Here is a 17,193-nt window from a genome sequence, read left to right as displayed (position 1 = left end):
TATCCCGTCGTCGCCCGACGTATGAGTGATCTCACGGCGACGCTGCAGACGAGCAAAGGCGACATCGACGTCGAACTCTACGACGAGCGCGCACCGCGGACGGTCGAGAACTTCGTCGGACTCGCGACGGGCGAGCGGGAGTGGACCGACCCCGAGACCGGCGAAACGATCGAGGGCGAACCCCTGTACGACGACGTCCTCTTTCACCGCATCATCGACGACTTCATGATCCAGACCGGCGATCCGACTGGAACAGGCCGTGGCGGTCCAGGCTACCAGTTCGACGACGAGTTCCACGACGAACTCCGTCACGACGACGAGGGTATCCTCTCGATGGCGAACTCGGGGCCGAACACCAATGGCTCACAGTTTTTCATCACGCTCGACGCCCAGTCACACCTCGACGGCCGCCACGCCGTCTTCGGGAAGGTCACCGACGGCATGGACGTCGTCCGCGAGATCGGCTCGGCCAAGACCGACGCCAACGACCGCCCCGCCCAGGACATCCTGCTCGAGTCGGTCACCGTCCACCGGGACTGATACTGCTAGAAAACGCGGTTTGCATTCACAACCGATCGTCGACGGTCGTACCGCTGTAGAGCGTTCGGCGCGTGCAGGTTCAGTTCACCAGCCGAAGGTCGTCACTTCCGCACGTACAACTAGTCCCGGATCCGATCAGATGGATCCGTCCGTTCGGCCAGATACGGGCCGCGTGTGGCGACTGACAGCGTTCACAGATCGCCACGCCTTTTCGTTTTTGTTCTCGTGAGACCATCACGATTGAGACATCGTCGGTGATCCCAATCAACGCTGTTCCAAAGACGTTTGGTGGCATCGGCCGACGCGTCGGGACTCGAGCAGCCACACCGACAGCGAGGACGGTTTCGTCTCGGCCGTCGGTTCTCGGTGTTCGTACAGTCACTTCGACTGATCGAACCAGCCGTGACACACCGTTTTAGCGGCGAAAGGATCAAATTCGTCCACGGGGTAGGCAGTCCATGCGACGATTCACGGGATCCGGCGGTTCGATCGCCGGCAACCCCGCCACTCCGAACTACCAAACGCTCTCCGAGGCGGAGTTCGAGCGCCGATCCGACTCGCTGTGGGAGCGATACGCCGACTGTGATCTCTGTGCGTACGACTGTGGCGTCGACCGAACCGACGGCCGGATCGGGGCGTGTCGAGTCGACGATACCGCGTCCGTCTCCGCGCACTTCGCACACTTCGGCGAGGAAGATCCCATCCGCGGAAGCCACGGCAGCGGGACGATCTTTCTCGCTAACTGTAACATGACCTGTGTGTTCTGTCAGAACTTCGAAACGAGCCACGAGGCCCAGGGCGAATCCGCCACGCCCGAGGAGATCGCCGAGATGGCCCTCGAACTCCAATCGAAGGGCTGTCACAACGTCAACTTCGTCTCGCCGACGCATCACTCGCCACACCTGGTCGAAGCCGTCCGGATCGCTCACGAACGCGGACTCGACCTGCCGATCGTCTGGAACTGTGGCGGCTACGAACGCCCCGAAATTCTCGAGGCACTCGAGGGGATCGTCGACGTCTACATGCCCGACGTGAAGTGGGGCGACGACGACGCGGCGACGAGGTACTCGAAGGCACCGAACTACTGGACGAACGTCAGAGCGTCTCTACGGGAGATGCACCGCCAGGTCGGCGACCTCGAGATCGGTGCCGACGGGCTGGCAACTGGTGGGGTGCTCGTTCGTCACCTCGTGATGCCGAATCACGTCGAGAGCGCGAAACGGGTGCTCTCCTTTGTCGCCGAGGAGCTCTCGGCGGAGACCTACGTCAACGTCATGGCCCAGTACACGCCGTACTACAAGGCCGCACGCGAGCAACGGTACGAGGAGATCGGTCGGGAGGTAACTACCGAGGAGTACCGCTCGGTTATAGACCACGCCCGCGAGATCGGACTCGAGCGACTCGAGTTCGACGCTCGCGCGCTCGAGTCACGCTGACACCGTCGCGGGGACAGAACACAGCAGCTGCTGTCGACCCCGTCAGCGCCGATGGCGTCGGGTCAGATCTCGCCGTCGGCCTCGAGTTCGTCGAGATACTCGTGGGCCTGTTCTAAGATCTCGCGCGGACCGTCCTGAGTGACGGTGTTTACCGCCTGTTCGTAATCGCGCCACTGCAGGTCGCGATGTTCGTTCGACAGTTCCGCACTCGCCTCGTAGGACTTCGCGATGAAGAGGTGAACGGTCTTGTGGATCGTCTTGCCGTTCGCCTCGAAGACGTAGTCGTAGTCTTCGCGAAAGCCGTCGAGGAGTCGGAACTGGTCTATCCCTGCCTCTTCTTTTACTTCGCGGATCGCCGTCTGCTGTAGTTCTTCGTCTCCTTCGACACCGCCCTTGGGGAACTCCCAGTCTCCGGGGCGGCTCTTGAGCAGAAGATACTCGCGCCGGCCCCGCGTGTCGCGGAAGAGGATCGCGCCTGCGCTCGTAGCTTCGACTGCCATTACTCAACGTAGCGTATGAGTCGTTAAGAGAATATCGGACTGCCCGTCCGCCGTACGCGCGTCTCAGCAGGTTTTTACGGCACGGACGTGGACGAGTGTACAGCAAGCCATGACGTTCGTCACCCGTCTTACCCTCCAGAGCGGAGACAGGGCCGCACTCGATAGCATCGTCGACGACATCAAGACGACGGCCGAGAAGAAAGGTGCGGCGCTGAAAGGACCGCACTCGCATCCGCCCGAAGACCTCACCGTCCCACAGCACTGCCGATTGCACGCCGACGACGAACGACGGTTCCCCTCGTGGAGCTACACCGTCTTCACGCGCGAACTCGAGATCCACGGTCACGACAACCTCGCCCGAAACATCGCCTCGCAGAACTTTCCTGATTCAGTACACATCGAAGCCGAAGTCGAGCAGATTCACGGAACCGGAAGCGGAAACTGAACGCGGCGTCGGCGTTTCGGTCCATCCCCGACCTCGAACTCGAACGCCGGCGAGCGGTCAACACTGATATAGGGGCGTCGTGACTACCCTCGAGCGTGTGCACGCTCATCCTCGCGTGGCGGGTCTTCGACGACGCGCCGGTCGTCGTCGCCGCCAACCGCGACGAATACCGTGACCGTCCCTCTCGTCCCCCCGGCGTCTACAGCGAGGAGCCGCTGGTGATCGCCCCCCGGGACGCGAAGGCGGGCGGGACCTGGATCGGGTTCAACGAACACGGGCTCTTCGCCGGAATCACGAACCGCTGGAACGATGTCGACCTCGCCGGCGAGCGCTCGCGCGGACTGCTGGTCGCCGACGTCCTCGAGCGTGAAAGCGTCCGCGAGGCGGTCCAAACCGTCGAGCGATCGACTGCCGAGAACGAGTACGCCGGCTTCAACCTCGTCGTCGCGGACGACTCCGAAGCGGTCTGGCTCGGCTGGGACGGCGAGCTCGCACGGACCGACTTCGAACCGGGCGTCCACGTCGTCGTCAACGTCGCCGTCGACGACCGGGTCGAGATCCCCGCGAGCCGGACCGAGCTGGGAGCCGAGCAGGCCGAAAACGCCCGGGCGGTCCGGGACGCTCTCGCGCCCGAACCCGACGAGGGCATCGAGCCGTGGCTCGATCGCACGCGGTCGGTGCTCGGCGACCACGAGTACGGCGTCTGTCTTCACGAGAACGGCTTCGGGACGACGTCCTCGTCGCTGATCGTACTCGGCGACGATCCGGGCTACGCGTTCGCCGACGGCCCGCCGTGTCGGAGTACCTACGAGCGCGTCGACGTCAACGTCGACCTCGAAGGGCAGTTTTAAGCAGGTCGCCGTCCGTGAGTCACACATGGACGCACTCCTTCCCGTAGCGGCGAGCACGGACGCGAACGCGAGGTGGTCCGCGTGAGCGTCGCGGAGATCGAAGCCGAACTGTCGGAGGACGAACGCGCCGGCCTCGCGCTCGTCCGCGAGACCGGCGGAATCCACCAGAGCGACTTCTGGAAAGAGCTCGACGTCTCCTCGCGGAAGGGAAGTCGGATCGTCGAATCGCTCGTCGAGAAAGAGCTCGTCGATCGCGAGGAGGCGATTTACGACGGTCACAACACCTACTACATCACGCCGACGGCTCGCGACCTCGACTTTACGCTTCTTATGGCCGGCGACATGCTCTCGCCGTTTATCGGCGAAGAGGAGATCGATTCCAACAGCGACGCCTTCTCGCAGTGGATCATGAATCTCGCCTACGAGGAGTGAGACACTGCCGGGCGGTGACCAACGTCACTCGAGTGCACTCGCCGCTCGAATAATCTCCTCCTCGCCGAAGGCGGGGCCGACGATCTGGAGCCCGACCGGCAGCCCGTCGGCCTCGCCCGCTGGAACGGAGATCGCCGGCAGGTCCGCGAGGTTGACCGGCACGGTGTTCGCGTCCGCGAGGTACATCTGCAGCGGATCGTCGAGGCTCTCGCCGCGTTCGAACGGCGGGACCGGCATCGTCGGCGAGGCGAGGACGTCCGCCTCCGAGAGGGCCTCGTCGAAGTCCTGTTTCACCCACGCGCGGGCGTCCTGGGCCTTCTTGTAGTACTTGTCGTGATAGCCGGCAGAGAGGGCGTAGGTGCCAAGCAGGATGCGGCGTTTGACCTCGTCGCCGAAGCCCTCATCGCGGGCTTGGGCGAAGGCCTCGTTCCAGTTACCCTCGTAGCCGCCGGAGGTGCCGTAGCGGACGCCGTCGAACCGGGCGAGGTTCGAGGAGGCTTCCGACATCGCGATCACGTAGTAGGCCTCGACGGCGTGTTCGACCGAGGGCAGGCTGACTTCGTGGTAGCTCGCGCCCTGGGACTCGAGGTCGTCGATGGCGTCCCAGAACGTCTCGACGACGCCCTCGTCTGCTCCCTCGAGCAACTCGGTGGGGACGCCGATCTCGAGGCCGTCGACGTCGCCGTCGGCCGCGCCGGCGTAGTCGGCATCTTCCCCGTCCTCCCGCGTGGTGGCGTCCCTGTCGTCGGGACCCGCGATCACGTCGAGCAGTTCGGCGGCACCTTCGACGCTCTCCGCGAACGGACCGATCTGCTCTAAGCTGTTGCCGTAGGCGACCAGTCCGTACCGGGAGACGAGCCCGTAGGTGGGTTTGAGACCGACGACGCCACAGAAGGCGGCCGGACACCGGATCGAGCCACCCGTGTCCGACCCGAGCGCGAGATCCGCCTCGCCGGCGGCGACGGCGGCCGCCGAGCCGCCCGAGGAGCCGCCCGGGACGTACCCCGGTGCGGCCGGGTTGTCCGTCGGACCGAAGGAGGAGGTTTCGGTCGTCGATCCCATCCCGAACTCGTCCATGTTCGTCTTGCCGACGATCGTCGCACCCGCTTCCTTCAGGCGCTCGATCACGGTGGCGTCGTAGGGTGGGACGTACTCCTCGAGCATCGCAGAGCCACAGGTCGTCCTGACGCCGTCGGTGGAGATGTTGTCCTTGACGGCGACGGTCGTGCCCGCGAGCGGTCCGTCGTCCGCACCCTCGAGTTCGGTCTCGGTGATGAAGATGTTCGCCGACATGATCAGGAGACGTTCGGTCCTTTGAAGTAGCCGTCCTCGCTGTCTGGGGCGTTCCGGAGCGCTTCCTCCTTCGAGAGGGAGTCGCGTTCGTCGTCGGGACGCATGACGTTTACGAGGTCGGCCTCACGGTCGACTTCCGGGACCGAATCGAGCGTCTCGAAGTACTCGAGGATGTCCGCGAACTGGCTGGCGAACCGGTCGACCTCCTCCTCATCGAGGTCGATCCGGGACAGTTCCGCGACGTGGCGGACCGTCTCGGGAGTTACGGCGTCGTCGCTCATACGTTGACGAACCGGCCATCGGGGAGTAAGGGTTTCGATACCACCGAACCGATCGGAGACACATCAGACGAGCCACGGGCGAAACGAGCACCGGTGCGGCACGCTCCCATTACAGTTGAACCGAAGATTTTAAGTGAGTTTCGGTCGTATATATTGCTGGTCAGAGAATTTTCCACCGCCCTGGCTGCAATACAATGACAGAATCTCCGATCCGAACGCGGAGCGGTGAGCGTCGCACGACCGACGAGGAGTCCACCGAGTCCTCCGATGAGCAAACGCGCTGTCCGGAGTGTGGCGGTCGTCTCGAGAGCGAAGGCGCCGAGACCGTCTGTCGCCAGTGTGGGCTGGTCGTCGAGGAAGACGAGATCGACCGCGGCCCCGAGTGGCGTGCGTTCGACGCCGCCGAGAAAGACGAGAAGAGTCGCGTCGGTGCGCCGACGACGAAGATGATGCACGACGAAGGGCTGTCGACGAACATCGGCTGGCAGGACAAAGACGCCTACGGCAAGACCCTCTCGAACCGCCAGCGACAGAAGATGCAGCGCCTGCGCACCTGGAACGAACGGTTCCGCACGCGCGACTCGAAAGAGCGCAACCTGAAACAGGCACTCGGCGAGATCGACCGCATGGCAAGCGCACTCGGCCTCCCCGAGAACGTCCGCGAGACCGCCTCGGTGATCTACCGCCGTGCACTCGATGAGAACCTCTTACCGGGTCGCTCGATCGAAGGCGTCGCGACGGCGTCGCTATACGCCGCCGCCCGCCAGGCCGGCACCCCCCGCAGCCTCGACGAGATCGCAGCAGTGAGCCGCGTCGGGAAAGACGAGATCGCCCGCACCTACCGGTACGTGATCCGCGAACTGGGCCTCGAGGTCAAACCCGCCGATCCGGTGAGCTACGTCCCGCGCTTTGCGAGCGAACTCGACCTTCCCGACGAGACCGAACGTCGCGCCCGTGCGCTGCTCGAGACGGCGAAAGAACGTGGCGTCCACTCGGGGAAGTCGCCGGTCGGCCTGGCGGCTGCTGCCGTGTACGCCGCCGCGTTGTTGACCAACGAGAAAGTGACCCAAAACGAGGTCAGCGAGGTCGCCAACATCTCCGAAGTTACGATCCGGAACCGCTACCACGAGTTACTCGAGGCCGAAGAGAGCACGCCCGCCTAAGTTCCGTCTCCGGTCGGCTCGCCGGCGTTTCGTCCGCGTCTCTGTTCTGTTCTATTCCGTTTCTCGACCCGCGTTAATCGTTCGTTTCCAAAGTAACCACGGTATACTCAAGATACCGCTCGTCGACTGCTCGCCTATGAGATGTGACAACTGTACGTCGGACGACGAGATCGCGTACACGCTCACGACTTACGTCGACGGCGAGTCGAACAAATCCATCGAGTTGCACTTCTGTTCGACGGCGTGTCTTCGCGTCTGGACGTGAGCGTATTCGACTGGCCGTCACGTCACCTCATCTCGAACCACAGTGTGGATTCTCGACCGAGCAGATGGTCGAGACTCGTCCCGACTTCTTCCGACCGTGTACGGACTGCCGTCGAGAACGTCCCCTGTTCCTGCCCCTGTCTCACTCGTCGTCCTCTTCGACGACCTCCGGATCGCTCATCGCGCTCTGGAGGCTGTCGAGTCCGTTGATCCACTCCGTGACGAGTCCGTACTCGAGTTCCTCCGCGATCGTCATATCAAGTTCCTCGCCGTCGATGATGCGCGTTCCGGCCTGGGCGGCGTACCCGAGCGCGGCGTCTAAGTCCTCTTCGGCCTCGGCGTCGGCTGCTGCCCCGAGATAGTCGCTGACGCTTCCCTCTTCGGCGGGGCCACCGGCGACGTACTCCTCGGCGGCGAAGAAGACGCAGACGAGACTCGTCTGGACGCCGTCGACGAGCATCCGTTTCTCCTCGTCGTCGATCTCGACCTCGTCTAAGACGATCTCACGTACCTTGGCGATCTCTTCGAGTGCGTCGTCCTGATCGATGATGTCGTCGTCGTAGGCCGAGACGATCTTCGCGACGGCGATAGCAGTGTCGTCCTGCAGATTCAACAGGAGTCGTGCGGAGTCTTCGTCTTCCGGATCGATCTCCTCGTCGTCGATACGGTCGATCCAGTTCTGCCAGCGCTCCGCCGAGTAGAACTCGGTGGGGGGATTGCTCATACAGGGACCTACACCGGCCGCGTGAAATGCCTTTCTCTACCTGTGTGCTGCCGAAAACGTCGTTACACTCCGGTAGGAGCGCTGAACGTTCGGTTCTGTGGGAAATTCGGCCCGTACCGTGGTACTTGAGCGGTTTCGCGACAGATGCGGACTCGAGCTACTCGAGCGTCGCCTCGGTGTCGACGTCGTAGACCAGCCGTGGCGTCTCGACGTGTGCGTTCCGGACGGCGTCCTCGTGGCCCTCCTCGAGCAGCCACGAGACTCGCCGCGGGACGGTCTTGGGTCCGAGCACCGCGCCCGGCCGGTCGGGGTCGTCGATAAAGTCGGTCTCCATGAGAAACGGCTCGCCGCGCTCTGTGGCGACCTCGAGTTCGTCTTTCATGCTGATCACGCTCGGGATCGGTCCCTCGAGTTTGCCGCCCGCGAAGTGTTTGACGACACGGCAGGCGGCGAGTCCGGCGTCTTCGGCCCACTCGATCACCTCGGTCATCTCTTCGCTCTCTTCGGCGTGCAGTTGCACGGGACAGTCGAGTTCGCCCGCGCGCTCGAACGCCCGTCGCATGACGTCGTTCGAGGCCGCCCAGACGTCGTCGGGGGCGTCCCAGTGGGGCCGGCCCGACTTCAGACCGAGTGCCGCCCCGCGATCGACGTACTCGGCGGCGACGTCGATGCCTTCCTGCATGACCTCGCTGGCCTCGGCGGGGGTGTAGCCCCGGCCGCCGACGAGCTGTGAGATACAGGCTGGGTGGACGCCGAGGATCGGCCAGGCCCGTCCCGGCAGGATCTCCGAGGCCGCCTCGACGACCTCGATCGTGCGCTCGAAGACGGGCCGGAAGTCCTCCCCGCAGTCGGCGTCGACGCCTAACTGCCAGGACGGCTTGTTGATCACGAACAGGTGCGTTCCGCCCGCGTCCGCGAAGTCTTCGACCGCCTCGAGTCCGCGCCCGTTGTCGGGATCGAGGTGCAGATGGTCGTCGAGGATCGGCGTCTCGATCTCGAGATCGCTCATGTGCCGTGTGAGTACCGCGGACATGAAAACGCATCCGACTTCGGTCGGAGCCCGGGGGCTTAAAGGGCCTCCCCCCGTCACTGGCGGGCATGACAGAGGAGGTGCTGGCGTCGCGCGTCGCGGAGGTCCTCGCCGTCGACGCCGCGTCGTTCCAAGAGCGCGTCGAGGACGACGCGGAGACGATCAAAGCCTACGTCCGGGACGGTGTCTTCGACAACCCGCAGGCGATCGTCGGCCTCGAGTACGAGTTCTACGCGACCGACGCCGACGATCGGTCGCTACGGCGGGTCCCGCGTCGGCTGCTCGAGTTGATCGGCTTCGAGAAGGAACTCGGGCTGCACAACGCCGAGATGACGACCAGTCCGCAGCCGTTGAACGCCCACGGACTGCGTGCCCAGGAGTCCGAAGTCAAGTCCCGCCTCCAGACCGCACTCGAGGTCACTCACACCGAGGGAATGTGGCTGGTCAGCGACGGACTGTGGACGATCCCGCCGGCAGGCGAACGCGCCCGGGAGTATCTGACCGACAGCGTCGAACAGACCGCGGATGGACGGACGATCCGAATCGCGACGAACATGAGCGCCGCGGCGCGCTATCACGCGATGGCGAACACCGAGCAGGCCCAGACCGCGGGGATGACGATCGACGCGCCGAACGTCTCGCTGTCGGCAGAGACGGTGATGCCGGAGAGTCTCATCACGTCGATCCAGCCCCACTACCAGGTGCCTCACGCAGAGGACCTCCCGGCGTATTTCAACTACGCCGTTCGGATCGCCGGACCGTTGCTCGCAGTCTGTGTGAACTCGCCGTTTTTCCCGCCGGATTGTTACGACGAAGACGCAACGGCCGAGAGCGTCCTCGAGGAGGCATGGATGGAACACCGGATCAGCGTCTTCGAAACCGTGCTGAACGATCCGTCGACCGGAGCCGGCAAGGTCCGGTTTCCGCGGGACCTAGAGAGCGTCGAGGAGGCTGTCGATCGGATTGCCGCCGACGACACGCTCGTCCCGATGCCGGTCACGGCTGGCGACCGGTTCGACGACGAGTTCGCTCACTTCCGGCGCAAACACGGCACGTACTGGCGGTGGGTCCGGCCGGTGTTCGACGGTCCCACGCGGTCGGCCGCCAACGCCCGGATCGAGTTTCGGCCGGTCCCCGCCCAGCCGACCGTCCGAGATTCGGTCGCCGTCCAGGCCGCCTTCGCCGGCTTGCTCGAGAGCCTGACCCGACTCGAACACCCCGTGGTCGAACTCGAGTGGAGCCTCGCCAGGGAGAACTTCTACGCCGCGATGCGGGAGGGCCTCGAGGCCGAGTTGACCTGGATCACGAACGACGGCCAGGAGACGACCGATCGCGAGCGCATCTACGAGGACCTGCTCGCTCACGCCGAAGACGGGTTGACGAATCGCGGACTGACCGACGATGAGGCAGCGAAGTATCTCTATCCGCTCCGCCGGCGGGTGCGCCAGGGCGTGACGCCGGCCGGCTGGAAACATCAGGAAGTGACCCGTCGCGTCGAATCGGGCGACTCGCTCGCGGCGGCGATCACCGGGATGCAACGGGCCTACGTCGACCGCCAGACGGAGACGCTACTCGAGGGAAGGTTCGCCGACTGGATCGGCAAGCGAAACGGCGAGTGATCCCGCCGGGTAATACTATCGGACGTAACTGTGTGACGGTTCTCGCCACCCAAGAGCGGCGAGAATCTTTTCACGACTCACGTCCGGCAGTATAACTAAACGGCCGACCGGTGTACTCGACCCATGAGCAGACCGGTTCGAATCGTCGGCGTGCCGATGGATCTCGGCGCGAACCGCCGTGGCGTCGATATGGGACCGTCGGCGATCAGGTACGCGGGGCTGGCGGACGAACTCGAGGCCGCCGGCGTCGAACCCGTCGACGCGGGTGACCTGTTCGTCCCCAGTCCCGAGGAACGCGACCCCGACGCGCGTCCGCCGGAGCGAGGCGACGCGAAGTACCTCCGCGAGATCGAGGCGGTCTGTACTCGCCTCGACGATCGGGTCGCAGAGATCATCGAGGACGGTGCGTTCCCGCTCGTCCTCGGCGGCGATCACTCGCTGTCGATCGGAACGATACGGGGATCCGCACGCGAGGCAGATCCAGGCGTGGGCGTGCTCTGGTTCGACGCCCACGCCGACCGTAACACGCCCGAGACCTCGCCGAGCGGGAACGTCCACGGGATGGGTCTCGGAGCCGTCCTCGGCGAGGGCATCTTCGCGGACCTCGAGTGGGCCCACACCGCCGGCGTCCGGGAGGAATCGACCGTCTACGTCGGCCTTCGAAGTCTCGACGGGGAAGAGCGCGAACGCGTTCGCGACAGCGACGTGACGGCATTTACGATGGGCGACATCGACGAACGCGGGATCGCCGCCGTCGTCGAGGACGCTCTCGCGATCGCAACCGACGATACCGACGGCGTCCACGTCAGCCTCGACCTCGACTGGCTCGACCCCCGGACCGCCCCCGGCGTCGGGACGCCTGTTCGGGGCGGCGTCACGTATCGGGAGGCACACACCGCTCTCGAGGCGATCTCGAGGCGAGACGAGCGCGACGACATCCTGCGCTCGATAGACGTCGTCGAGGTCAATCCGATCCTCGACGAGGCAAACGAGACCGCGAGCCTGGCCGTCGAACTCGCCGCGAGCGCGCTCGGAAAGCGCATTCTGTGACGAGACAGCGCGGTCTCGACAGGTCGGCGTGCGTGAACGTGCAACCACGAACACGGCCGAGAGCGAGTGTGAACGGCACACACGGCCATCAGCGTTTCAACACCTTTGTATCAGAGGCTAGCGGACTGTCCCCTATGACAGAGAACGTCGTCGTTCTCGGTTCCGGATACGCCGGCGCCGGTGCAATCGCGAAGCTCCAATCCGAGCTCGGCGGTAGTACCCGACTGACCTGGATCTCGGAAACGGACTATCACCTCGTTCTCCACGAATCCCACCGCGTCGTTCGCGATCCGGCCGTCCGGTCCGACATCACGATCCCGATCGAGGAGATCGCGGATCCGGCGACCCGGTTCGTCCACGACCGCGTTACGGGTCTCGACGTCGACGACCAGGTCGTCTCTCTCGAGGACAGCGACGACGTCGAGTACGACTACGTCCTCGTCGCGTTGGGCAGCCAGACGGCCTTCTACGGCATTCCAGGTCTGAAAGAACGCGCGCTAACGCTCAAAAGCCTCGACGACGCACTCGAGATCCACGACGCTATCACGGCCGCGAGTCAGGATGCGACGCGTGGCGAACCCGCCCAGATCGTCATCGGCGGTGCCGGCCTCTCGGGCATCCAGATCGCCGGCGAGATCGCCGAGTTTCGCGACGAACACCGCGCTCCCATCGAGATCCACCTCGTCGAGGCTCTCGAGGAGATCTTCCCCGGTAACGATCCGGAGTGTCAGCAGGCTCTGCGCGATCTGCTCGAGAAGGCCGGCGTCCGGATCCACACCGACGACCCGATCACCGAAGCCACCGATGACGCCATCGAGTTCGACGAAAGCGACTCTCTCGAGTACGACGTGCTCGTCTGGACCGGCGGCATTACGGGACGGGACGCACTCGAGGATGCGGACCTCGCGAAAGAACACAACCGCGTCAACACGGAGGCGAACTTCCAGACCAGCGACGAGCGCGTGTTCGCGATCGGCGACTCGGCGATCATCGACCAGGGTGGCCAGCCGGCACCGCCGACGGCACAGGCCGCCTGGCAGGCCGCCGAGGTCGCCGGCGAGAACATCGCCCGCGTCATCGAGAACCGCCCACTGCAGACCTGGGAACACGACGACAAGGGAACCGTCATCTCCGTCGGCGAGAAAGCCGTCGCCCACGACGTCAAGCTGCTGCCCGTCGATACGTTCGGCGGCCTGCCCGCGAAGAACCTGAAGAAGTTCATCGCCGCCCGCTGGGTCGCCGATCTCACCTCCTGGAACCGCGCCCGGAAAGCCTGGCCGTCGCTGTAGCTCTCCCGTGTTCGCCGTTCTCGACTCGGTTGTGATCGGACTCCCGCTCTCTTCTCTCCTCGAAGGCGGCGTCGACGCACGCGCTCGCGAGTTGATCGACGCCGCAAGCGGCCCCTGGCAGTACCTGCTCGTATTCGTCCTCGCTGCGATCCCGTGGCTTGAGGTGCTCGTCGTGGTCCCGATCGGCGTCGCGCTCGGTCTCGATCCCGCCGTCGTCGCCGTCGTCGCCTTCGCCGGGAACGTCGTTCCCATATACGCCATCGTGCTCGCTCACCGGCGGGTTGCCGCCTGGCTCGCCAGTCGCCGGGACGGCGAGGAACCGGCGAGATACGCTCGAGCCAGGCGCATCTGGAACGCCTACGGACTCCCCGGGCTGGCGCTTCTCGGGCCAATCGTCACCGGCGTCCACCTCGCGGCCGTCCTCGCACTCGGCCTGGGCGCACGCGGTCGCTCGACGTTCGCCTGGATGACCGTCTCCATCGCCGTCTGGACCGTCCTCATCACTGTCGCCTCGGTCGCGGGCGCGTCGGTGCTCGAGGGGGTCGTCTAGACGACGGGAGCTACCCGTCGGTCTCCGTGTCGTCCGGCGACTGCATCGGTGTCGCGGGCACGCCGGCGACCGTCTCGCCGGGGGGCACGTCACGGGTGACCAGCGAGTTGGCTGCGACGCTTGCGCCCTCGCCGATCTCGACGCCCGGAAGGAGTATCGCGCCGGCGCCGATCATCGCTCGCTCACCGACGACGACTTCACCCGTGCGGTACTCGTCCTGAAGGAACTCGTGACAGAGGATCGTCGCGTCGTAGCCGATCACCGCGTGGTCCTCGAGGGTGATGAGCTCGGGCCAGAAGACGTCCGGCGTGGCCTCGAGGCCCCAGGAGACCCCGTCACCGACGGTGACGCCAATCTGTCGGAGGAGCCAGCGTTTCAGCCGGAGACTCGGCGAGATTCGCACGAGCCAGACGACGACGTAGTTGATCGCCACCCGCAGGGGATGGCGGGCGCTGGTCCAGTGAGAAAGTGAGTTGGCCGAACCGGGCGTCGGATGGCAGGTCACGCGGTCGTGTCGTGAGGGTCCGTCGTCTGTCACTGCCCAGAACGTTCGCGGCGAGAACACAAGAACCTACGCGAACGGGCCGTACGGATGTGGCCCGGAGGCTTATGGCGACTCGAGTGAATCTCCGCCTATGGCACCGACGCTCGTCAACGTCGCCGTCGGCGTCCTTCTTGGGGTTGCTCTCCTTGGCGTCGCGTTCGATCGGCGTTCGATCGCGACCGTCGGACTCGCGGCCGCCCTTCCCGACCTCGACGTCGCGGTCAGTCTCCTCGTCCCCGAGGCGACGAACGCGGCCTTTCACTCCGTCTTCCTCGCTGCCGTCGTCGGTGGCGTCCTCTACTGGGACACAGAACGCCGGGAGACGTCGTGGCTCCGGGACCGATACGGTTTCTACGGCGTCCGGGTCGCGTGGGTCGCTCTCGCCTCGTTCGTCGTCGCCGGCATCGCTCTCGACCTCGGTACCTCCGTCGGGGTCGCCCTGCTCTATCCGCTGGTCGATCGCTACTACGTCGTCTCAGGCCGGCTCGTCCTCTCGAACCAGGAGGGCGTCGTCCAGACCTATTTCGACCTGGGGGAGGGGTGGCTCGCCCTCGAGACGACCGGACGGCCGAGCACCCACCACGTCGAGACCTGGGTGAACCCGACGCCGGACGGGGCGAACCCGGCCGATAGCGAACGCCGGCTCCGTCTCGTCGAATCGGGCTGGCAACTCGTCACCGTGGTAACCGCCATCGCGGCGGTGCCGGCGAAGTACACACTCGAGGGCGATAGGTGATCGGTGATGCCCGCCTCGACCGTCCACGTCGGCTTCGGATTGCTGCTCGCTGCTGGCCTCCTCGGACGGTACTACGACCGAAAGGCGCTGTTCGTGATCGTCGCCGCCCTTCTCCTCCCGGAAGCCGACGCCCTCGCGGGATGGGTGATGGCAGGCGCACACCGCACTTTCCTGCACAATTACGTGTTCACCGCTGTCGTCGCCGCCGCGCTGTGGTGGGACACCCGCCGGTCGGAGTCGTGGCTCCGGGGTCGGTTCGGTCAGTACGGCGTCCACGTGGCGTGGGTCGCGCTGTTCGTCCACACCTTCGCCCATCTGGCACTCGACTGGGCCCACCTCGACGGCATCAACGCTCTCTGGCCGCTCCACGACGAGTTCTTCCGCCTCGAGGGTGAGGCCTACCTCTCGAGTGAGGAAGGGTTCGTCCAGACGGTCGTCGACCTCGAGGACGTCAGCGTCGGTGACGGGGCCTCGAGGGCGGAGACTCACGTCGCCACGCCCGCCGATCCGACGCCGGATCCGGATCCCGGACCTGTCGACCGGCGGGCCCCCATCGCCGTCGACGGCTGGCAACTGTACCTGGTGGTGATCGGGATCTTCGTCGTCGTCGCAAAGCGGTTCCAGTCCGAGCCCCCGGAACAGATCTGATCCAGAATTGAACGAGTCGTCGTTATTGAACACTAAGACCGTACAGGAGTCCCAGAAACAGTCCGAGAACGCCGAGTGAGGCGACCATCACGCCGGTCGGCTGTGAGCCGTGCCCGTACAGTCGACCCCCGAAGTAGATCGCCGCCGGCCCGAACACGATCGGGTAGACGTACACCGCGACCACTGCACAGACGACGCCGAGAGCGATGTATACCCGCTCACCGGGACCGGCAGGTTCGCTCGAGGCTGCGTCTCCCATATAAATGGGTCATTCTCGTGGGCAGGTGATAGTTCCGACATGAGGAGGGTCGACCGTCCCAGATGCAGTCACGGATTGTGGTGAACGTGACGGGGGAGAACCGACCCTACTCGCCGCGAAGCTCGTTCATGTGGTCGATTCGCTGCTGAACGAGTCCTTCCTCACCGATGTCGTGGCGCATCCGCAGTCCCTCCTCGCCGGCGGCCTCGAGGGCGTCCTCGGCGATCTCCTCGGCGTCGGCGATCGTATCGGCGAGGCCGACGACGGCGAAGGATCGCGACGTCGTCGTGTAGATGCCGTCGTCGCGTTCGTCGACACTGGCGTAGAACAACCGCGCATCGCCAGCGCTCTCTCGCGGCTCATCGCCGCTCGAGTTATCCGTGGCGCGGGCTGCCCGCGCCACGCTCTCTTCGTCGATCCGCACCTTCGCACCGGCGTTCGGGTCCGTCGGATACCCCTCCGGTACGGCGTACTTACAGACCGTCGCCTGGTCGCTGAACTCGAGGTCGGGCAACTGCTCGCCGTCTCGGGCGGCCACCAGGATGTCGAGGAAGTCGGTCTCGAGGACGGGGAGGGTGTTCATCGCCTCGGGGTCGCCAAAGCGGGCGTTGAACTCGACGACCTTTGGCCCCTCGGCGGTGAGCATGAACTGGCCGTAGAGGATGCCCCGGTAGTCCTCGAGGCCGTCGACGACCGCCTCCATGATCTCGACGGCTCGCTCGTAGTCGTCCGCGGTCATGAACGGGAGTTCGTCGGTCGCATCAGAGTAACTCCCCATGCCGCCGGTGTTCGGTCCTTCGTCGCCCTCGTAGGCGCGTTTGTGATCCTGAACGGCGGGTGTGGTCCTGACGTCGCCGTTTGCGACGAACGCCTGGATGGTGACCTCCTCGCCGACTAGCCGCTCTTCGAGGACGATCCGGTCGTACTCCGAGTCGCGGATGTACGCCTTGCCCTCTTCGGCGGTGACCTGGTCGCCGATGACCTTGACGCCCTTGCCACCCGTGAGCCCGGCGGGCTTGATCGCGAGGTCGCCGTCGTACTCGTCGATAAACTCACAGGCGGCCTCGGTGTCGTCGAAGACCTCGTAGTCGGGACAGCCCGCCACGTCGTTCTCGGCCATGAACCGCCGCTGGAAGGCCTTGTCCGTCTCGATGCGGGCGTCGGCTTCCCGCGGGCCGAAGGCGTAGACGCCCGCATCCTCGAGGGCGTCGACGACACCCGCCTCGAGTGGCGTCTCGGGACCGACGACCGCGAGCGTCGCGTCGACCTCCTCGGCGTAGGAGACGACCGCCTCGGGATCGGTCTCCTCGAGCGTCTCGAAGCCCGAGGCGATCCGTGCGATACCAGGGTTGCGGTTGCTCGCACAGGCGTAGAGGTCGGCCTCGCTGTCGTCGGACGCAGTCCGACTGCTCGAGGCGCGTAGCGCCTCGCTGTCCTCGAGTGCACGGGCGATGGCGTGTTCGCGCCCGCCTCCGCCAATCAGAAGTACGTTCTCTCGCATAGTCGAATACGGCGCACACGATAGTGTAAACGTTGTCC

The 17,193-nt window shown here is 65.2% G+C and carries 21 protein-coding genes; 13 read left to right on the top strand and 8 right to left on the bottom strand.

The annotated features are described in order from the left end of the window. The first annotated feature begins 21 nt into the window (after window positions 1-21). The gene (locus tag QQ977_RS12985; RefSeq protein WP_285926198.1) at window positions 22-540 is read left to right on the top strand and encodes a peptidylprolyl isomerase; all 519 of its coding nucleotides are present in this window, start codon (window positions 22-24) and stop codon (window positions 538-540) included. 458 nt (window positions 541-998) lie between these two features. Beyond that, the gene (locus QQ977_RS12980; protein WP_285926197.1) at window positions 999-1,976 is read left to right on the top strand and encodes a radical SAM protein; all 978 of its coding nucleotides are present in this window, start codon (window positions 999-1,001) and stop codon (window positions 1,974-1,976) included. 62 nt (window positions 1,977-2,038) lie between these two features. On the opposite strand, the gene QQ977_RS12975 is transcribed toward QQ977_RS12980, so the two are convergent. Next, window positions 2,039-2,476, bottom strand: a complete 438-nt coding sequence (locus QQ977_RS12975) for a bis(5'-nucleosyl)-tetraphosphatase (protein ID WP_285926196.1) — start codon at window positions 2,474-2,476, stop codon at window positions 2,039-2,041. Between the two features lie 109 nt (window positions 2,477-2,585). Between QQ977_RS12975 and QQ977_RS12970 the strand changes: the two genes are divergently transcribed. The 3 genes from QQ977_RS12970 (at window position 2,586) to QQ977_RS12960 (ending at window position 4,204) form a co-directional block, all read left to right on the top strand. Continuing rightward, window positions 2,586-2,921: an uS10/mL48 family ribosomal protein gene (locus QQ977_RS12970; protein WP_285926195.1), complete on the top strand. Its 336-nt coding sequence runs from the start codon at window positions 2,586-2,588 to the stop codon at window positions 2,919-2,921. A gap of 95 nt (window positions 2,922-3,016) precedes the next feature. Further along, window positions 3,017-3,772 carry an NRDE family protein gene (locus QQ977_RS12965; RefSeq protein WP_285926194.1) on the top strand — a complete coding sequence of 252 codons (756 nt, stop codon included), beginning with the start codon at window positions 3,017-3,019 and terminating at the stop codon, window positions 3,770-3,772. A gap of 81 nt (window positions 3,773-3,853) precedes the next feature. Further along, complete coding sequence (locus tag QQ977_RS12960) at window positions 3,854-4,204, top strand: helix-turn-helix transcriptional regulator (RefSeq protein WP_285926193.1); 351 nt, start codon at window positions 3,854-3,856, stop codon at window positions 4,202-4,204. Window positions 4,205-4,228: 24 nt separating this feature from the next. On the opposite strand, the gene gatA is transcribed toward QQ977_RS12960, so the two are convergent. Together gatA and gatC are read right to left on the bottom strand one after the other, a co-directional pair. Further along, entirely contained in the window at window positions 4,229-5,497 is a 1,269-nt protein-coding gene (gene gatA / locus QQ977_RS12955; protein ID WP_285926192.1) for an Asp-tRNA(Asn)/Glu-tRNA(Gln) amidotransferase subunit GatA, read from the bottom strand. Between the two features lie 2 nt (window positions 5,498-5,499). Further along, window positions 5,500-5,778, bottom strand: coding sequence for an Asp-tRNA(Asn)/Glu-tRNA(Gln) amidotransferase subunit GatC (gene gatC, locus QQ977_RS12950; protein ID WP_285926191.1), 279 nt, complete (start codon window positions 5,776-5,778; stop codon window positions 5,500-5,502). 194 nt (window positions 5,779-5,972) lie between these two features. Here gatC and QQ977_RS12945 point away from each other — a divergent pair, with 194 nt between their 5' ends. Together QQ977_RS12945 and QQ977_RS12940 are read left to right on the top strand one after the other, a co-directional pair. Then, on the top strand, window positions 5,973-6,941 hold the full coding sequence (locus QQ977_RS12945) for a transcription initiation factor IIB (RefSeq protein WP_285926190.1): 969 nt from the start codon (window positions 5,973-5,975) through the stop codon (window positions 6,939-6,941). A 136-nt stretch (window positions 6,942-7,077) separates the two neighbouring features. Further along, complete coding sequence (locus QQ977_RS12940; protein ID WP_285926189.1) at window positions 7,078-7,206, top strand: hypothetical protein; 129 nt, start codon at window positions 7,078-7,080, stop codon at window positions 7,204-7,206. Between the two features lie 141 nt (window positions 7,207-7,347). Here QQ977_RS12940 and QQ977_RS12935 read toward each other — a convergent pair whose 3' ends face one another. Beyond that, on the bottom strand, window positions 7,348-7,929 hold the full coding sequence (locus tag QQ977_RS12935) for a DUF2150 family protein (RefSeq protein WP_285926188.1): 582 nt from the start codon (window positions 7,927-7,929) through the stop codon (window positions 7,348-7,350). A gap of 157 nt (window positions 7,930-8,086) precedes the next feature. Continuing rightward, window positions 8,087-8,938: a TatD family hydrolase gene (locus QQ977_RS12930; RefSeq protein WP_285926187.1), complete on the bottom strand. Its 852-nt coding sequence runs from the start codon at window positions 8,936-8,938 to the stop codon at window positions 8,087-8,089. Window positions 8,939-9,027: 89 nt separating this feature from the next. On the opposite strand from QQ977_RS12930, the gene QQ977_RS12925 reads away from it, so the two are divergent. From QQ977_RS12925 to QQ977_RS12910, 4 genes are all read left to right on the top strand, one after another. Beyond that, entirely contained in the window at window positions 9,028-10,578 is a 1,551-nt protein-coding gene (locus QQ977_RS12925) for a hypothetical protein (protein WP_285926186.1), read from the top strand. A 123-nt stretch (window positions 10,579-10,701) separates the two neighbouring features. After that, window positions 10,702-11,628: an arginase gene (gene rocF, locus QQ977_RS12920; RefSeq protein ID WP_285926185.1), complete on the top strand. Its 927-nt coding sequence runs from the start codon at window positions 10,702-10,704 to the stop codon at window positions 11,626-11,628. A gap of 134 nt (window positions 11,629-11,762) precedes the next feature. Then, window positions 11,763-12,917, top strand: coding sequence for an NAD(P)/FAD-dependent oxidoreductase (locus QQ977_RS12915; protein WP_285926184.1), 1,155 nt, complete (start codon window positions 11,763-11,765; stop codon window positions 12,915-12,917). A 7-nt stretch (window positions 12,918-12,924) separates the two neighbouring features. Beyond that, window positions 12,925-13,467, top strand: a complete 543-nt coding sequence (locus QQ977_RS12910; RefSeq protein ID WP_345783337.1) for a small multi-drug export protein — start codon at window positions 12,925-12,927, stop codon at window positions 13,465-13,467. 10 nt (window positions 13,468-13,477) lie between these two features. Here the strand turns inward: QQ977_RS12910 and QQ977_RS12905 are convergent, their stop codons facing one another. After that, window positions 13,478-14,005, bottom strand: a complete 528-nt coding sequence (locus tag QQ977_RS12905; protein ID WP_285926183.1) for an acyltransferase — start codon at window positions 14,003-14,005, stop codon at window positions 13,478-13,480. A gap of 97 nt (window positions 14,006-14,102) precedes the next feature. Here QQ977_RS12905 and QQ977_RS12900 point away from each other — a divergent pair, with 97 nt between their 5' ends. Beyond that, on the top strand, window positions 14,103-14,747 hold the full coding sequence (locus QQ977_RS12900) for a metal-dependent hydrolase (protein ID WP_285926182.1): 645 nt from the start codon (window positions 14,103-14,105) through the stop codon (window positions 14,745-14,747). A gap of 6 nt (window positions 14,748-14,753) precedes the next feature. Next, window positions 14,754-15,395, top strand: a complete 642-nt coding sequence (locus QQ977_RS12895; RefSeq protein ID WP_285926181.1) for a metal-dependent hydrolase — start codon at window positions 14,754-14,756, stop codon at window positions 15,393-15,395. A gap of 22 nt (window positions 15,396-15,417) precedes the next feature. Here QQ977_RS12895 and QQ977_RS12890 read toward each other — a convergent pair whose 3' ends face one another. Further along, entirely contained in the window at window positions 15,418-15,654 is a 237-nt protein-coding gene (locus QQ977_RS12890) for a hypothetical protein (protein ID WP_285926180.1), read from the bottom strand. Between the two features lie 106 nt (window positions 15,655-15,760). Next, window positions 15,761-17,155 (bottom strand): phosphoribosylamine--glycine ligase, encoded by a 1,395-nt coding sequence (gene purD, locus QQ977_RS12885; protein WP_285926179.1) that lies wholly within the window; start codon window positions 17,153-17,155, stop codon window positions 15,761-15,763. Window positions 17,156-17,193 lie beyond the last annotated feature (38 nt).

Source organism: Natrialbaceae archaeon AArc-T1-2 (assembly GCF_030273315.1).
Taxonomy (GTDB): domain Archaea; phylum Halobacteriota; class Halobacteria; order Halobacteriales; family Natrialbaceae; genus Tc-Br11-E2g1.
This window is presented reverse-complemented; position numbering and strand designations above follow the sequence as displayed.

Excerpts from the sequence above, each read along its gene's own strand:
- QQ977_RS12985 (WP_285926198.1), top strand. The coding sequence starts at position 22 with ATGAGTGATCTCACGGCGACGCTGCAGACGAGCAAAGGCGACATCGAC.
- QQ977_RS12980 (WP_285926197.1), top strand. The coding sequence starts at position 999 with ATGCGACGATTCACGGGATCCGGCGGTTCGATCGCCGGCAACCCCGCC.
- QQ977_RS12975 (WP_285926196.1), bottom strand. The coding sequence starts at position 2,476 with ATGGCAGTCGAAGCTACGAGCGCAGGCGCGATCCTCTTCCGCGACACG.
- QQ977_RS12970 (WP_285926195.1), top strand. The coding sequence starts at position 2,586 with ATGACGTTCGTCACCCGTCTTACCCTCCAGAGCGGAGACAGGGCCGCA.
- gatA (WP_285926192.1), bottom strand. The coding sequence starts at position 5,497 with ATGTCGGCGAACATCTTCATCACCGAGACCGAACTCGAGGGTGCGGAC.
- gatC (WP_285926191.1), bottom strand. The coding sequence starts at position 5,778 with ATGAGCGACGACGCCGTAACTCCCGAGACGGTCCGCCACGTCGCGGAA.
- QQ977_RS12945 (WP_285926190.1), top strand. The coding sequence starts at position 5,973 with ATGACAGAATCTCCGATCCGAACGCGGAGCGGTGAGCGTCGCACGACC.
- QQ977_RS12940 (WP_285926189.1), top strand. The coding sequence starts at position 7,078 with ATGAGATGTGACAACTGTACGTCGGACGACGAGATCGCGTACACGCTC.
- QQ977_RS12935 (WP_285926188.1), bottom strand. The coding sequence starts at position 7,929 with ATGAGCAATCCCCCCACCGAGTTCTACTCGGCGGAGCGCTGGCAGAAC.
- QQ977_RS12930 (WP_285926187.1), bottom strand. The coding sequence starts at position 8,938 with ATGAGCGATCTCGAGATCGAGACGCCGATCCTCGACGACCATCTGCAC.
- QQ977_RS12925 (WP_285926186.1), top strand. The coding sequence starts at position 9,028 with ATGACAGAGGAGGTGCTGGCGTCGCGCGTCGCGGAGGTCCTCGCCGTC.
- rocF (WP_285926185.1), top strand. The coding sequence starts at position 10,702 with ATGAGCAGACCGGTTCGAATCGTCGGCGTGCCGATGGATCTCGGCGCG.
- QQ977_RS12915 (WP_285926184.1), top strand. The coding sequence starts at position 11,763 with ATGACAGAGAACGTCGTCGTTCTCGGTTCCGGATACGCCGGCGCCGGT.
- QQ977_RS12900 (WP_285926182.1), top strand. The coding sequence starts at position 14,103 with ATGGCACCGACGCTCGTCAACGTCGCCGTCGGCGTCCTTCTTGGGGTT.
- QQ977_RS12895 (WP_285926181.1), top strand. The coding sequence starts at position 14,754 with ATGCCCGCCTCGACCGTCCACGTCGGCTTCGGATTGCTGCTCGCTGCT.
- QQ977_RS12890 (WP_285926180.1), bottom strand. The coding sequence starts at position 15,654 with ATGGGAGACGCAGCCTCGAGCGAACCTGCCGGTCCCGGTGAGCGGGTA.
- purD (WP_285926179.1), bottom strand. The coding sequence starts at position 17,155 with ATGCGAGAGAACGTACTTCTGATTGGCGGAGGCGGGCGCGAACACGCC.